This is a genomic window from Solibacillus sp. FSL W7-1436 (assembly GCF_038007305.1).
Classification (GTDB): Bacteria; Bacillota; Bacilli; order Bacillales_A; family Planococcaceae; genus Solibacillus.
Genome location: NZ_JBBOWV010000001.1, coordinates 638993 through 654959, shown reverse-complemented (window position 1 = coordinate 654959; position 15967 = coordinate 638993). Strand labels below are relative to the sequence as shown.

The following is a 15967-nucleotide window of genomic DNA, read 5'->3' as shown; positions in this document are numbered from 1 at the left end:
CAGACGTTCTACCCCGACTACCGTTATAATAAGACCTAAACAAAAAAGGTCAACCAGAAAAATCTGGCTAACCTCATATTACGATCGGGCCATATTGTTGAAGATTATCCTTATAGGGTTTGGATATTTATGTTAATATTTAAATACTTAAACTATGTGGGTAAAAAAGTTTATTAAGTGTACATAATGGGGGAAATTTATGATTAAAGAGGAGTTTTTAAAGAGTATAAAATCATTGATAAAAATGCACTCTAATGGATTGCTTGGAGGGGAAGTAATGCCAGAAGATGTTCTAATTGGTGTTGTTAAAGAAGATGATTTAATGGATGTTTTAACAATGGGGATGGCTTTAAACTATCAAAGAAATTCATATAAACTGTGGGAAGCGGTTTTAAAAGCATATCAAGATGAAGAAACAAAATGGATTTTCAACACGAAGGTAGTTGCTAATTGTCATATAGATACTTTACGAGAGGCATTACTTCTGCATCGTGTAGGATTACAACCTAATCGACATCCAGAAATCTGGCAGCGAGTAGCAAAAGGAATCCTGAATTCTTCTGAAAAAGGGAATGTTCAAGGTCTTATTGAATCTGTTCGTTCTGATATTCTTCCTTTAAAAGAATTAGTGCAAGGTACTCGGAAAGCAGATTTCCCTTATTTATCTGGACCGAAAATTTTTAATTATTGGCTATATGTCTTAGAAAGTTACACCAATATTTCTTGGGATTCTCGTGAACTTATCACAATAGCACCCGATACTCACATCTTGAAGGCTACGGTTAGATTAGGGTTATGTTCAGAGGAAATATTAAATGGTGGAGCAGATGATAGAAAAGTTGTAGCAGATGCCTGGGAGACTGTACTTAAAGGAACAGGATTAGCACCAATTGATGTCCATACGCCATTATGGCTTTGGTCTCGTGCTGGATTTCCCCCATTACTAGAATTTCAAAGATAAACATTAATATCTATTTGAAATAATGAGGGTTTTAATCTAACTGGTAAAATGTGGTAATTATTATCTTAATCTTCAACAATCGGGCGCTTTAATTGAATATTCGCATCACGAAATAACAAACTTTTTATAAAAACCAAACGAGATAAATAAAGAACCAACTATTTTGATCAAACTTTGTTTCAAAACAGTTGATTTCCCTAGACAAATGGAATTTAAAATGCTGCCATCTGTAATATACAGACAGCAGCAAATAGAATAAATGATAATACATAGTTAACTAATATATAACATAAATATTAGTCGAAACTAAATATACTTCTTAGTTCTCGCTAACTTGAAGAAATTCAATATGACCTTCATTTTTAGTGATTTCAAAAGTATCTACAACTGTAATTCCATCTTCTTCGTAAACTGGTATAGTTTTATTTGACTGATCTTCTGAATTAATATAATTTAGGACTTCAGAAAGAGTATCTAACTTTACATTAATATCCTTAGAATAAACGTAACCTTCAATACCATTATCTCCAAGTACTTTTATAAGGTCTGGGCTATCTTCAATTGATTCTGCATAATAATCTGAACCGTAAGTTGAACCATTTTCATTAACTTCATACGCTTTTTCTGGAATCATAGGCATAGGTGCAAATGAACGTGTGACGTTAGGGGATGCATTACTTATATATCCGTTATATCCATCTCCATTGTAAAATTGCATTTTAGCTTTTGAATAATAAGTTCCACTTTTAGTAGTTATTGCTGAACCAATTGTCATTCCTGCATATGGTGCCGGATTATACTCTATTTCACCAGCACTTATAAGAGAACCAGCGGAGCTATAAAGTCTAGACTCTATTCCCATGTACCCTGTCGGAACAGTATTCGCACTAGAGATAACACCAAAAGCTGTAGTTTGAAGTGAAGAAGTTTCTACTTTGGACCAATACGAATATGTAAAACCATTAACTGTTGCGGTTTTCTTTGTACCGGTTGCAGTAGCTGCAAAAGCATTCATATTAAAACAAGATAATATTAAACAAATTGCGAATAGTGATGTAGTTAATAGTTTAAATCCTTTTATTTTTTTCACAATATTACCCCTTAGATTTTATGTTTTTAATTAAAATAAAATGTACCAATTACTGTTTCGCCATCTTGCAAATATAAAGGAGTCGATTTTTTACGTGATTTATTATACTCCTCTAATTCACTTGGCGAAGAAATACCTTTAGGTGAATAAATATAACCTAAAACCCCATTCTCACCTTCTGCTAGTGTTAAGTCAGATTCTACAAGAAGTAAGTTTCCCATATCTGGGCCATAAGTTTCCCCTTTTTCATTTTGTGGAAAACCATTATTTAAAACATATTCTCGTGACGGCACAATTAATTTGGAAGAACTAGTTTCTTGATCTGTTGCTCTAACTTTATTAACCTCTTCAAAAGGTTTAGTACTTGTAAATAATAAAACTGTTAATAAACCTAATACCATAGAAAAAACTGTAAGCACCTTAATATTAGATTTTATTTTATTACCCATTTTAAGCCCCCTTTAAAGTTTCTAAGTGCTTATACTCAACATAATATATATTTCCAAATAATTCAATATTTTTTACATTTATCCAATGATTTATTCATACGAAATGTAATAAAAGGCAGAACAATTAATAGGGTAATTTAGTTATATATGGTAATGTTTAAGTAAGATTCGAAAGAAATACCTTTAAAGGGGTCACTAGCAGCGGCTATTTAGTGAAAGAAGTACAAGGAGGGAGAAAATGAGGAAGCAATTATTTGTTTTAGTATTAATTTTGTTTTTTTTAGTTGGTTGTTCGCAACAAGAAATGACAAAGGTAATAGATAGCAAGGACAATGAAACAGGGAAGAATGGCTCAGATTTAATTACATTACAATTGGAAATTATAGCGAAAAATGGTTATCCTAAAAATGAGAATGGGCAAACCTATGGTCCAGATTTAAAAGATTTAATCCGTGGTGAACTTGGTGAACCGGATTTAATATTAGCAGTAGGTGAGAACGATACAATAGGGTATGTAAAAAAAGTGGATTTAGAACGGTCGCAGCCAAAAACCCCTGAAGAAGCGGTTAAACTTAATGATGCTCCTCCAAGAGAAGTTCCTTTGTATGATGTTGATGGAGAGACTGTTATTGGTAAGTTTATAATTAGATAAAACTTCTCTTATTATTAGTCGTAAATAAGGATTTATGAGGTATTTTTAAGAATACTTTATTTCTTAGAAACATTAATTTCATTTGAAATGGCTCAACTATTTAACAAGACCGCTACTATCCATTTAATTAAAGTAAAAATATTTTCCTTCTTCATAAGTTTTTAATACCTTTTGGTAGCTCAATTATACTTATTTTTATAAATAAATTATATGTCCCCAAACCCTAACTTGTGGGGGAAAATACCACGGACAATTGTGTTTGTGGTTTTTTGTTGGACTATTTTTATACGTAATTTTATGCACTTTTTTAAATAAGGCTTTTTAATCGTGTTATAGAAATAGTAATTATATTATGCTCCTTAACATTACAGAGGCTTTCTACTTCTTTAATAAAATCTAATAAACTCGCTAACCCATCAAGATCATGTTTCACTTTAAAGCTTTTCTTGTAGGGCTTCTTTCCAAATATGCTTGAACCTGACTTCCTTTAGCTACATCCAGACCGATGACTGGATTCATTACAATTCCTCCTTCAAATTTAATTCCCGGTAACCCCTACATCCTCTTTGTAGTATCATAACTTCGCTTGTTATACGAGATCACTGTCCCAACCAGCCTCAAACATGTTTCTACAAGTAGGGGGTGATCTGTTATAACAGCAATAGGAAATGATCAAACTTTATTCTAAAGCTACACTAAAACTACAACTAACGGGGACTTTAGTAAAAGAAGAAAGGGTTCTACATATTAGATATGACTAATATGTAGAACCCTTTGATTTATTAACCTTTTTTTAAATTAGGTCTTGATAATATAAAAAAGTCGTACCGTTTTTAAAAAAGTTTAACCGTTTATAAAAAAGATGAACCGGAATTTCCTATTTCTATAAATAAGGAATCTCGGTTTTTCTTGTGGATTAAGAACCTGTTAGGTGAAAATAAAGTTATTCCAGAATCGGGCCATATTGTGGAGCAACATCCTTCTTCAGCTAAAGGGTCATATTATAGATTAAAAGGCTGTAAAAAAGAAATTTGCTTACTAAATATAATTTAGTGAACCTCTTTAAAGATAATTTTATCGAGATAACTCTGCAGGGTTATCTTTTTTTTATTGAAAAAACAATTTATTTTGAGAGGAAATGAAATTTCCTTCGTTATAGTAGTAAGGAGGTGATTAAAGTGGACATTGAACTAGCTGTTCAAAATGTGCAGTCTGGGAAAGAAGCGGACTACAGGTATATTGTGAAATATTATGAAAACAAGATCTATACAACTGTATTTCGCCTAGTCCGCCACCACGATCTTGCAGAGGATTTAGTGCAGGAAATTTTTATCAAAGTTTTTTATAACCTACATAAATACAAAGCTATTGGTTCCTTTAATGCATGGCTTTATCGCATAGTTGTTAATCAATGCTATGACTATTTACGAAGGCAACCTAAGCAATCTTCCGTACTTGAAGATACTGAGTTTATTGAAAAACAATACCCTGAGAAAATAATTTTACAAAAAGAGCAGTTCCATCAATTAGATCAGCTTCTACATCAACTAGATAAAACCGAATATTTCATTTTGCTTTTACGCTATGTAAATGAGCTCCGGTATGATGAAATTAGCGAGGTGCTGCAAATATCATTAAATGAAGTGCGCAACAAACTACATCGAAGTAAACGTAAGCTACGAGATCTAGCTACTACAAAAGGAGGGTATTTTCATGAAATGTAATGATTTCTTATTGGAGGATTATGTCGAAGGTTTTTTAACTAATGCTGAAAGGACTGAGCTTGAAACACACATAAGCAGTTGCAGCAAATGCCAGCAAACGCTTGAAAACTTAAGAACCGAGCAAATAATACTTACTACCACATTAAATGAGCCAAAATTAAGAAGTAATCTCACTGACGATTTAATGCAAAAAATCAAGAATCATACCAAAATTAAAGCGAAACGCCAACGATACCATATGATGGTTATTGCTGCCGCCATTTTATTGATTAGCTTCACTTTAATGGCCACGGCCACAATGAATAATTCAAACCAGCAGGCTGATACAGTATTACCCAATACAAATGAAAATATGGATGTAGATCAACAAAACTTTGCAAACACAATAGAAGAATCCAAAGCACATGATATTCCTCTAAATGAAGGACCTGTGCTTGATATTAAAATTGATAGCGTTATTGAAAAAAACGGTATGAAGGAAATTACCTATCGTCGTAACTACAACGAAGCAATTCAGCGATATTCAGAGGCAACACTTAAGAAGTTAGTAAGTACCTATGACATAGATGAGCGTCTGTTTGATCTCGGATGGAACTCACTTATTTCTATACTCATCCGTAACAATAGAAACGAAGTGGTAACAACTTTTGAAATAAAAGAAAGTGAAAATATCAAACCGATTTATCCGCTTGTCAGCACATACCATCAAGATACAGAAGTACTCGGAGAGAAAATTACGCATTTTACATTGCCCATTGAAACTGACCCAACGTTTTTTGAAATTGAAAGCTACTTTGTTCAACTACTCACATACACCGAGCCATTTACTTTTAAAAGAAATGAAAAAACTAGTTTCAACTATTTAGGCCATTTGTACACCATTTATGATACACAATTAAAAGATGGCGACCTACAACTCCATATCAAAGTAGATGGACAGCCTAAAATCATCCCTTATGGATGGCAGATCAATGTTGATGGAAAAAGTCATCATAACGTTACTTTCGATAAAGTAGAAAATAATAAAACGTTCCTTACTGTTATTATTCGGGAAATGGAGACAATTCCAGAGGAAATGACGTTACTCCCTTATCGTGGTCTCTTACAAGAAAAGTTTAAATCACCAATTATTTTAGATTTAAAGGAAACAGCAGAAAAATAAATCATTCAGAAACCGTTTAAGTCGAAGTAGCCATCTATGCTATGCCTCTGCATAAAACGAAAGAGATATAACCTATACTATTTAACAATCGGGCGCGATTCTTCAATAAGAAGATCGCGTTTTTCCGTTGTAGTGCAATATTATGGAATAGCATTTTCTAGTGGTGGCGTCAGAAAAGCTTCAGATTTCTCCGATAAGAAATTTGCTATTCGTTTTTTTTATACAAATTTAACGTACATTTCCAGAGTCCCTAACTAACTCACCATGTGTTCTTTATTAAGCGAATAATCATTTTAGGTATAAACATTAAAATGTTCCAAGCCACTGCAAATAATATGGAACTGGTAAGCTCCCTTAACAACTCAATAAAAATTCCATCCTGTCTTTCTCTCTTATCTCTTTTATTTTTCATTTACTAACTCCAAGCAACTCTAGATTTATTTATTTAAATTATAATCCATTTTAATTTTTGAACAACCGATGAAAGAAATAAAGTCCTTAAAACGTAGTTTCATAACAATAATAAGGTGGACCCCCTTATTCCACAATCGGGCGCTTTTCTTGAATAAGAAAGGCGTTCTATTCAATTAAAGGACCAGGTTGATGAATAAGATGCCTCCTTAATTTATCTTTAAATTTACAGTAATTGGATGATTTGATATACAATAGATTTTAGAAAAGTGAAGAAAGGTGGAATATCTGATGCTTAGATTATATTTGGTTAGACATGGTCAAACGGAATGGAATATACAAAAAAGAATGCAGGGCTGGGAAGACTCAGCTTTAACTGAAAAAGGTGTAAATAACGCAATTGCATTGAGAAAAAAATTAGAAGGCGTAGAATTTGCTGCTGCTTACACAAGTACAAGTGAAAGAACAATCGAGACAGCAAGATTAATTATAGATAAAAGAAATTTAGCTATTAATACTAATGAAGATCTTAGGGAAATGAATTTAGGTGAATGGGAGGGGAAAACTCTTGATGAGATAAAGGATTTTTATCCTGAGCAATATAAATATTTTTGGGAAAACCCAGCACTTTATGAACCTATTGGTGGAGAGACCTTTGAGCAGCTTATAAACAGGGCTATCAAGGTATTAAACTACATAATTTCAAAACATATTAATGGAAATATTTTAGTTATTACTCATTCCGTCATTCTAAAATCGTTACTTATGCATGTAAAAGGAAAGACTGTTAAAGATTTATGGGCGCCACCATTTATACATGACACAAGTCTTTCAATATTAGAAATAGAAAATGGGGTGCATAGATTAATATCTGAAGGTGATATTACACACCTAGAAAGTGTCAATGTGGTTTAGCCTATTTCTTGTAGAATGTGGCCTTTAAAATATCGATTTGTTATTCAACAATCAGGCGCTTTAGTTGAATAATGATTAGATGGTCTTCTTTATTTACACATTGTAACGGTGATCAATTAGTTTCTTTGATAAGAAACGTTTAGCAAATTACTAAAAAATATAGAGGGAGTTTAGTGACAAGAAGCTAACTCTTATAGTTAAAACAATTATATTGGAGTGATCACATTGTTAAATTTTTTTGAATATAACTGGCAGGTAAGAGACGAATGGTTTGATTGGTGTTACCAGCTATCGATTGAGGAATTGAAAAAGGAAAGAACTGGTGGAGTAGGGAGTATATTATATACTCTTTTTCACATTATTGATGTTGAATACAGTTGGCTTCGTGGTATTCAAGGCAAAGAAGACATAGTAGTCGAATTTGCTGATTATGATACGCCTGAAAAGGTTAAAGCTCTTTCTGATAGATTGCGAAATGAAATAGCAGAATTTCTAAGTAAAGATATAGATGAATTTAAAAATAAAGTTGTATATGTACCTTGGGATGAAAATAAATATACCGTTGAGGAAATATTACACCATATAATTGCCCATGAAATTCACCACATTGGTCAACTCTCTATTTGGTCAAGAGAATTAGAACTCACCCCCGTACCTGCTAACTTTATTGGAAGAAGGTTTAATTCTATTCATTCTTATTAACTAAAGGAGTCTTTTGTTGAAAAACGATATTCCACAATCGGGCGCGTTTATGGAGTAACTCAGGTAGAAAGTGATCAAACTTTTTTATAAAAAACAAAATTAATAATGCTAAGGAAGAATCCATTTTGATCAATCTTTTTTCATAATGGATTCTTCTTTTTAATCGTAAAATAAGGATTTACGGAGAGTTTTTGCTCAAACTTAATTTCAAAGCTCACAAAGCATTTTTAAAACATGGTTAGCACAAATATTTTAAAAAGTGCTGGATTAGAATCAGGCGTCATAGATTATCTAAGTGGGATAAGTAGCTTTTATAGTGGTTGTGATCTTCATTAATATTAAATGGGGAAAATCTATCTTCTAACGATTATGAGAGTGAAGTTGTAATCATTAGAAGATAGAGCTGTATATAAAATTCGGGTTCTTTAGTGCAAATTTTATCTCGGGGCCAAACTCGGAGTCAAAAAAAATTTGATGCTTTTTAAACCCCTGAAAGCGTTGATATATATGAGTTTCTTAAATTTAGGAGATACTACCCACCGTCTCCATACATGAATCAAGAGTCACACACGTTAATGTAAAAACGTGTGTGACTCTTTTTTAAAATTATATTAATTTTGTCGCAGAATAACCTGATACCTCGTCTGCGCGCCGTTTTCCCTACGGCTATGAGTGCCTATTGCACCGGGTGCACAAACGAATGAAAGAACCGCCTAATCAAATTTGATATGGGCGGTTCATTTTGTTTAGAAAACCTATCGATTATTTGTACCGAAAAAATTAGCACCATAACATCTATTTAAACCTTGATAGATAATCATGGGTATCTAAAATCTGTGCATTTTCATTATAGTAATAGTTGTTCAAAATGCTTTTGAGGCGATGATTCGTATAAGCTAGGGAGAAATTTCGTTCCTTTTGTGATGCAGCCCATTCCATAAAGTCTTTATCTTCAGCGGAGTTAGGATCATTGATCATTGCTAAATATTCGTTGAAACCGTGTAAGCCGCCAACATCCTCAGGTGGGCGTTCGCCTTTGCCTTCTATCAATTTTGCATGCTGTGACGTTGCAGTTATTGATTTTTCCAGTGTAATAATGTGCTCCCAGGAGTCGCCGAAATCATATTCGTAAATGACTTCTGGATGCTGTGAGAAGATTTCCGCCAACGAAACGAATCGTTCTTGTACAATTTCGTCCGCAGAGGAATCGGCAAATTCAAGTGTATCAGGGTCATCATCCATGACGATTTTAAGATTTCTGTTATCTTTTCGTGCGACGGAAAATTCATGTAAGTGATAGTTTTGCCAGTCGAAAACGATTTGAATAAGGTTGTGAAGGCTTCTGAATGAATAATTAGCTGGGATGAGCACGCGTCGCCAAATTTCATGGCCATCTAAGTCAAGCTGAATGTTCAGTTGATAAAGCTCGACATCCATTATTTGCGTAACGTCCTTAGCATCAGTTATTTTTGCTAAACTCTCGAGCATTTTTTCTTTCGGATAATAGCCTTTATTTTGAGCATCGGATTGAATCATTTTACTAACAAGCGGGCTAATAAAGCGCTGAATTGTCACGTCCTTATCGAGATATTCTGCCCAAACTTCAACCTCATTTACGGTTCTGTTCAATTTAGCCACCATGCTTCGATTGACGGTTTTTGAAAAACTTAGGTCCTTGGATAAAGCAAAGTACTTTTCGATAACCGATTCGCTAACACCTTCCATTCGAAGAGCAACTCGAATACCTTCGTAAATTAAGCTATGAAGATTGGCAAGATCTTTCTTTAAAAGCCGATTGATCACGACGGGAAATCTTGTTTCATTATTCATCAAAACTAAAACTTTTCTTCTATAAATTGTGACGATGTTGGCATGCCAGCCGAAAAAACTTTCAGGGTACTGGTCAAAGCCATCTGGTGATACTAATTGTGAAGTGTCAACGTTTAGCGTATCTAGTACTTTCTTTGTACATTGAATAATCATAGGTTTCTCCTTCCAATCAAAGCGATTGATGGTTATATGTAATGCTTTAAGTATAGATTAAAAAGTTAAGTAGCTCCAATTTTGGTGCTAAGGATTTTACAAAATAAAAATAGATACCGCATATGGGGGCGATTTCCATTTTAAAAATCCTCAAGTATAAATACCTACTTTTCAGATTCACGTTGTTGTTCAGTCCATTTCTTTATTGCGAGTACTTTGCGTTCTATCATGTGATGTTTATTTTGTTCAGCTCTTTTTAAAAATTTTAGTGCATCGTTACCTTTAATTACCTGACGTTTACGCATTTCTACTGACATCATAAATCTTCCTTTATAAGTTAAATATATGTATTTTATATAAATCGCAAATAGTATAATTAAACTACTTTTTACAAAGGGGTGTATCGCATGAAAAATCATTCACGCCTAGAACGACAAAAACAAATTCAATTTGCGGTAGGTATGGCGGCGCTCGATGGTGGAAAGCCTTCTACATTTACGCAAAATTTATTACATCAATATGAAAACGGCCAAATTACTTCTAGTCAGCTCAAACAAGCCATACTTCAAAAATACGCAAAGGCATCAAATTAAATACTAGTGTGAGTGCGCCTAGCACAAAATAAAATAGCTTGACGTGAACTAACGTGAGCTTGACGTGAAGCAACCGGAGCTTGTCACGAACAACTATTAAAAGAAGCATATGTAGCAGCAGTTACAGAAGTAATGAGCATAATAACTTGACGTGAACCAATGCAAGCTTGACGCGAAGGAGCTGGAGCTTGTCACGGACTACCATTTGAAAAAAGCACAAGTAGCAGTGATTACATAAATTAATGAGCATAATAACTAGATGTGAATCAATGCAAGCTTTCCTACTAAAATGAAGCTGCTTTCTTAAAAAAATTATTAATAAAGATAACTGACGAATGAACCGCCTAATCAAATTTGAGATGGGCGGTTTATTTTGTTTAGATAGCCTATCGATTATTTGTACCAATAAAAAATAATCGATAGGCATTGGAGGAGGGCTATGATAGATAAAAGATTATTCGAAAGTTTAATGAAAAGCTTATATGAAGCAATAGAACTTGCGGAATCAAAGTGCGTTATTCGTACACTTCAGCCGAACGAAAAGCTGCCAATGGATTTGCTACTATTAGCGGATCCATCTGAAACGAGCATCGAGAAGTATATTCATAAAAGTAAAGTGTTTGTTGCAGTAGAGGATGCGTTAGTAGTTGGGGTCTATGTACTGATGCAAACGGCACCTGGCAAAGTAGAAATTATGAATGTAGCAGTTGCGGAAACGCACCAAGGGGAAGGAATTGGGAAAGCATTAGTACAACATACGATAAAAAGTGCAAGGTTGATAGGTATGGAATCGATTGAAATTGGAACGGGGAACTCGAGTATTCAGCAGCTTGCTCTTTATCAAAAATGCGGCTTTCGATTAAAAGAAATCATTCATGACTATTTTGTCGACAATTATGATGAACCGATTTTTGAAAATGGCATACAGTGTCGGGATATGGTGCGGTTAGAGTTTAATTATCAGTAATTATAAACAGAGATTATAAATTGAAAAGTTTTTTATTCTATTAAACTTATAAATCATAAGAAAGTTTTATAAAATAGTGTAAAAATATGAATTTTACAGGATAATTAAGTAAATTCTATTAAATTAATTATCGGAGGCGTTAATGTGCACCAAATTCGAATTCAAAGTATAAAAAATCCTACTATTTATCGTATTGTTCAAGTATCTGAAAGTATGAGCCTTTTTGATTTGGATACAGTTATATCAACGGCATTCTCGATAGAAGATGAAAGCGATGTGTTTTTTGAATTTTTTCAAGTAAAGGGAAAAAAATCGCATCAAGTGATTCCACTCTATAGTGAGAGTTATGATGAATTTGAAAGCTTGGAAGAAACGGTTGGAGAATGGTTTGTAAAGATTGATGATGGAATGAATTATATGACTGAAACCGGAATAAAACTAAAGCTTACGTTAGAAAAAGTAATTGAAATTGAAGACGTAGAAGCTTGTATCATAGATGGACAAGGGGATATATTTTCAAACCGAAAAAATATTGATATTGATGCGTTAAATAAAGTACTGCAACTGGAAATGGAGTTAGATAGAAGTTTATTTTCTGAAATTGAGAAAGGTTTAATGGACAATTTATTTCCGGATTACTTAACATTATTCGAGGTAGCAGAAGAGTTTAAAAAACTGAAGCCTTGGCAGTATTTTAATAATGAAGATATTATTGCGGTTCAGTTAAATGATATGAAGTACTTTATTTCTGTTATGGGAGCTGGTGGCCAGGAATATGGATTAATGATGTATGATGAAGCCTTTGGTTATCAATCCTTAGAGAAAATTATTTCCGGTGAAGCTTTATCGGATGATTTTTCAATTGATATGAGTGCATTAACGGTGAATTATGTTGACCGAGATGAACTTGATAAAGAAGATTATGAACTAATTAAAGAACATGGCTTATCGTTCCGCGGGAAGAAAAACTGGATTGCTTTTAAAACATTTGAACCTGGATTTGTTCCGATGCAGCCGGATTATGATGAAGTAGAAACGATGATTGAGTTAATAGAACTGATGATTCAAGTAACCAAGATGCGGATGAGCGGCTGGGAATATCCGATGGTGCCAATGTATGGCTATCCTCTATTTGAAGTGCAAAATGATGGCGAAGTGGATTTGTTAGGCATCATTGAAATGGAACGAATTGAAGATTGGGTGCTCGAGATTGATGTAAATGATTTAGAAGTTGCAAAAATAAAAAAGAAGCAAAAGAGTCCACTAGAAATAGAATTTGATTATTTTTATATGCCTTACGCAGTAGACGGGGAGGATGAACGTCCACTGTATCCTCTTATAAATATAATAGTTAATCATACTACTGGAGAAGTTATTCACCATGAAATTGTTCCATTTCCGAAACATTCGTTTGTTCAGCAATTGTTGTTTTGGAATATGTTAAAGGATTTAGCGGTTCTTCCTAGTAAAATATTCGTATCAGCAGAAGTATGTCGTATTTTAATGCCGGTTGCAAAGCTTGTTGGAATCGAATTGGTAGTAAGTGAGTTACCAAACGTTGATGAATTTAAAGTAATGTTGAAGTTTAATCCACCATTTTAATTTAAAAAGTGCCAGGTACTCAGATAATTATTTTTAATTAAACTATGCTAGTAAGAAATGAAGGTAGAGAAGCCACACGGACTTCCCTATCTTCATTTTATTTCCGGTGTTTTTCTTTGTAGCAATGTGCACAGCCATCATATTCTTGTGGATAAATTACAGTGTAGTCGACAGCCGTATCAAGTCTATTTTTACTACTGATTTCAGAAATTCTAAACGCTGAAACTGTATAGGCAGTGCGATGAACTTCTTTATCTTGACTATTATAACTAGTGTGAATGCCTGATACTTATGTTATGTGTAGTATAATCGATACTAAGAAATTCCTTTAAATTTATAATCTTGAACTAAGAAGAGTGGTGCATGCATGGTGGAAAAAGAAAAAGTTTTGCACGAAACAGCGCTTAAAATTATGCGTAGTTTTCATAAGCTTGTCATGGAAAAGGACTTCACGAAGCTTACGGTTGCTGAAATTTGCGAGACCGCACAAGTTTCAAGAAAGACGTTTTATAAATATTTTCAAGATAAAAACGATATCGTCGAGCAAATATTAATTAAAGACATTATCGCACCGATGGAAAAGTTACGAGAACTCTATATAAATATGGACTTACCATCTGGAATGATTCTGGAATGGCAATATCAGCAATTTTACAAGGAACGTAAATTTTATGAGCGAATTAGTGCGTTTACAGGACAAAATTCTTTTTATGAATTTGTATTAAAGCATTCGAGTGAAATGATTTCGAATAAGTTGAAGCCGTTAAAGCTGTCTGATTTAGAGCATGAATATATGACTTATTTTTATGCATCATCACATACAATGCTACTCGTAAAATGGATGAAAGATGGTATGCTGATTCCACCAAAGTTGATGGCATCTTACTATGAGCGATGGACACTTCCTATTTTTCAAAATTATGATGAGCAAGGTAGGTAACAAATGGTTTAAATTGTTTCCTTTAGCGTAACACTTAGTGTAAAGTCGGAATCGTTTATCATATGAAGCACATCTTATACTAAGTTTAATGACAAATTGAAGGAGTGTTTGATATGCAATTAAAAGATAAACGCATTATCGTGACTGGTGGCGCAAGTGGGATCGCTGCAGGTACAGTACGTGCTTATGTACGTGAAGGTGCAACAGTAGCAGTTCTAGATATTAATGAAGAAATGGGTCAACAAACAGTAAATGATGTAAATGCAGAAGCTGGTGTAGCGGGGAAAGCGACATTTTATCGTTGTAATATCGCAAATCAAGAAGAAGTATTCTCTGTATTTGAACAAGCTGCAAAAGATATGGGCGGTTTAGACGTTTTAGCACATATTGCAGGTGTTGAAAAATTAAAACCTGCTGAAGAATATACGCCAGAGGATTTAGCGTTCCAATTAGGCATAAATATTAACGGTACAATTTATACAAACCAAGCAGCGTGCAATATTTTCAAGGGGCAAGAGGGAGAAGGCAATATCATCAACTTCTCTTCTGATACAGCTTCAACAGGTATGCCAGGTGGCGCGTTATATTCTGCTTCAAAAGGTGCTGTTTATTCTTGGACACGCACAATTGCATACGAATGGGCATTGAAATATGATATTCGTGCAAACTGTGTGAACCCAACAATGAAAACACCAATGTACGAGCACTATTTAAATAACTTAACAGATGAGGCACGTACGAAGTTTTTAGAAGCTGAACGTCTGAAAGTACCATTCCGTGGTGAAATGGGCGATGTAGATCGCGACATGGCACCAGTAATGGTATTTTTAGCATCAGATGCATCAGGCTTCATTAACGGTCAAATTATTCCGGTAAACGGTGGCCGTAATATGTTACGTGGATAATTTCCCGCAGATTATAACCGTTCTGCATCATAAAATATTATGTTACAGTTCGATATAGCCCTCTAAAATATAATTGAGAGGAATGAAAAGGATCACTTTTATGAGTGGTCCTTTTTGGCATGATGCTAGTTCTGGACCAGTTGTAACGATAAATTTTGCCATATGTATCTCACCTCCTCAAAGATATTATTCAACCATCAATCACCAAAAAACAAACCCTTTAAATAACCCAAAATTTTACAATGTATTCAAAAACCTTAATAATAGATTTAATAACAATAAAATTAACTTGTCCGCCATGTGTCCTGTTCAAGAAATAATAAAATAAATATAGTTGAAGTAGGGGGTGTTCCGATATGGAGAAATTCATAAGTGATATGTTAAAACAAAGAAGACTTGAGGCGAATTTATCGCAGGAGCAGTTAGCAGCTCGATTGGTAGGGAAAGTTGATGCACGAGTTATTAGAAGAATTGAGAATAATGAAGTGAAAAATAGCACTTATCTAAAGCAAATATGCGAAGTGCTAAATATAAGTTTCACGGAAGCCAATCCTGATGAAATTTTAAGTGAGCATCGCAGTATTAATAAACCTAATGTGAATACAGGGAGAGACTTGGCTCATCTTTTAATTCATTGTAATCATCTCGAGTATAATCCTAATCCAGCTGATCAATTGTCTGAACGTGAGGCCTGGATAATTGAAGAGTTTGTGCAAATGATTATGGAAATGATGGAAGTATTCAATTTTGTAGAACAAGGTGAACGTCAGTTTTTAATCGATAAGTTTGATGAGGAAATCAAATCATTGAATAAAGTAGGTTTTTACATTTACGGGAGCTGTAATGATACATTAGTTAACCCATTTAAATATACAGAATTAGTATTCGTGAAAATTTAGTGGAGGTGCTTA

General features: G+C 33.9%; 16 protein-coding genes and 1 pseudogene. 12 read left to right on the top strand and 5 right to left on the bottom strand.

Annotated features, from left to right (window positions below):
* The first annotated feature begins 199 nt into the window (after positions 1–199).
* Entirely contained in the window at positions 200–961 is a 762-nt protein-coding gene (locus tag MKX73_RS03295) for a hypothetical protein (protein ID WP_340716284.1), read from the top strand.
* 319 nt (positions 962–1280) lie between these two features.
* On the opposite strand, the gene MKX73_RS03290 is transcribed toward MKX73_RS03295, so the two are convergent.
* Entirely contained in the window at positions 1281–2051 is a 771-nt protein-coding gene (locus MKX73_RS03290; protein WP_340716283.1) for a hypothetical protein, read from the bottom strand.
* Positions 2052–2077: 26 nt separating this feature from the next.
* Entirely contained in the window at positions 2078–2500 is a 423-nt protein-coding gene (locus MKX73_RS03285; protein ID WP_340716282.1) for a hypothetical protein, read from the bottom strand.
* A 238-nt stretch (positions 2501–2738) separates the two neighbouring features.
* On the opposite strand from MKX73_RS03285, the gene MKX73_RS03280 reads away from it, so the two are divergent.
* Positions 2739–3152 carry a metal ABC transporter substrate-binding protein gene (locus tag MKX73_RS03280; RefSeq protein WP_340716281.1) on the top strand — a complete coding sequence of 138 codons (414 nt, stop codon included), beginning with the start codon at positions 2739–2741 and terminating at the stop codon, positions 3150–3152.
* A 358-nt stretch (positions 3153–3510) separates the two neighbouring features.
* Here MKX73_RS03280 and MKX73_RS03275 read toward each other — a convergent pair.
* Positions 3511–3671, bottom strand: a pseudogene (locus MKX73_RS03275) (IS110 family transposase); the annotation flags it as partial.
* Between the two features lie 659 nt (positions 3672–4330).
* On the opposite strand from MKX73_RS03275, the gene MKX73_RS03270 reads away from it, so the two are divergent.
* From MKX73_RS03270 to MKX73_RS03255, 4 genes are all read left to right on the top strand, one after another.
* Entirely contained in the window at positions 4331–4876 is a 546-nt protein-coding gene (locus tag MKX73_RS03270) for an RNA polymerase sigma factor (protein WP_340716280.1), read from the top strand.
* Positions 4866–6038: an anti-sigma factor family protein gene (locus MKX73_RS03265; protein ID WP_340716279.1), complete on the top strand. Its 1173-nt coding sequence runs from the start codon at positions 4866–4868 to the stop codon at positions 6036–6038. Before MKX73_RS03270 ends, MKX73_RS03265 begins: the two co-directional genes overlap by 11 nt.
* Positions 6039–6740: 702 nt before the next feature.
* The gene (locus MKX73_RS03260; protein ID WP_340716278.1) at positions 6741–7364 is read left to right on the top strand and encodes a histidine phosphatase family protein; all 624 of its coding nucleotides are present in this window, start codon (positions 6741–6743) and stop codon (positions 7362–7364) included.
* Positions 7365–7589: 225 nt separating this feature from the next.
* Positions 7590–8066 carry a DinB family protein gene (locus MKX73_RS03255; RefSeq protein WP_340716277.1) on the top strand — a complete coding sequence of 159 codons (477 nt, stop codon included), beginning with the start codon at positions 7590–7592 and terminating at the stop codon, positions 8064–8066.
* A 795-nt stretch (positions 8067–8861) separates the two neighbouring features.
* Here MKX73_RS03255 and MKX73_RS03250 read toward each other — a convergent pair.
* Together MKX73_RS03250 and MKX73_RS03245 are read right to left on the bottom strand one after the other, a co-directional pair.
* Positions 8862–10049, bottom strand: coding sequence for a plasmid pRiA4b ORF-3 family protein (locus tag MKX73_RS03250; RefSeq protein WP_340716276.1), 1188 nt, complete (start codon positions 10047–10049; stop codon positions 8862–8864).
* A 164-nt stretch (positions 10050–10213) separates the two neighbouring features.
* Positions 10214–10369, bottom strand: coding sequence for a hypothetical protein (locus tag MKX73_RS03245; protein WP_340716275.1), 156 nt, complete (start codon positions 10367–10369; stop codon positions 10214–10216).
* An 87-nt stretch (positions 10370–10456) separates the two neighbouring features.
* Between MKX73_RS03245 and MKX73_RS03240 the strand changes: the two genes are divergently transcribed.
* The 6 genes from MKX73_RS03240 to MKX73_RS03215 all read left to right on the top strand — a co-directional run bounded on the left by MKX73_RS03240 (position 10457) and on the right by MKX73_RS03215 (position 15955).
* A complete protein-coding gene (locus tag MKX73_RS03240; RefSeq protein ID WP_340716274.1) occupies positions 10457–10642 on the top strand; it encodes an antitoxin VbhA family protein in 186 nt (61 codons plus the stop codon).
* A gap of 469 nt (positions 10643–11111) precedes the next feature.
* Positions 11112–11609 (top strand): GNAT family N-acetyltransferase, encoded by a 498-nt coding sequence (locus tag MKX73_RS03235; RefSeq protein ID WP_340718836.1) that lies wholly within the window; start codon positions 11112–11114, stop codon positions 11607–11609.
* 144 nt (positions 11610–11753) lie between these two features.
* A complete protein-coding gene (locus tag MKX73_RS03230; RefSeq protein WP_340716273.1) occupies positions 11754–13211 on the top strand; it encodes a DUF7309 domain-containing protein in 1458 nt (485 codons plus the stop codon).
* A gap of 367 nt (positions 13212–13578) precedes the next feature.
* Positions 13579–14151 carry a TetR/AcrR family transcriptional regulator C-terminal domain-containing protein gene (locus MKX73_RS03225; protein ID WP_340716272.1) on the top strand — a complete coding sequence of 191 codons (573 nt, stop codon included), beginning with the start codon at positions 13579–13581 and terminating at the stop codon, positions 14149–14151.
* A 113-nt stretch (positions 14152–14264) separates the two neighbouring features.
* A complete protein-coding gene (locus tag MKX73_RS03220) occupies positions 14265–15056 on the top strand; it encodes an SDR family NAD(P)-dependent oxidoreductase (protein WP_340716271.1) in 792 nt (263 codons plus the stop codon).
* A 356-nt stretch (positions 15057–15412) separates the two neighbouring features.
* Complete coding sequence (locus MKX73_RS03215) at positions 15413–15955, top strand: helix-turn-helix domain-containing protein (protein ID WP_340716270.1); 543 nt, start codon at positions 15413–15415, stop codon at positions 15953–15955.
* Positions 15956–15967 lie beyond the last annotated feature (12 nt).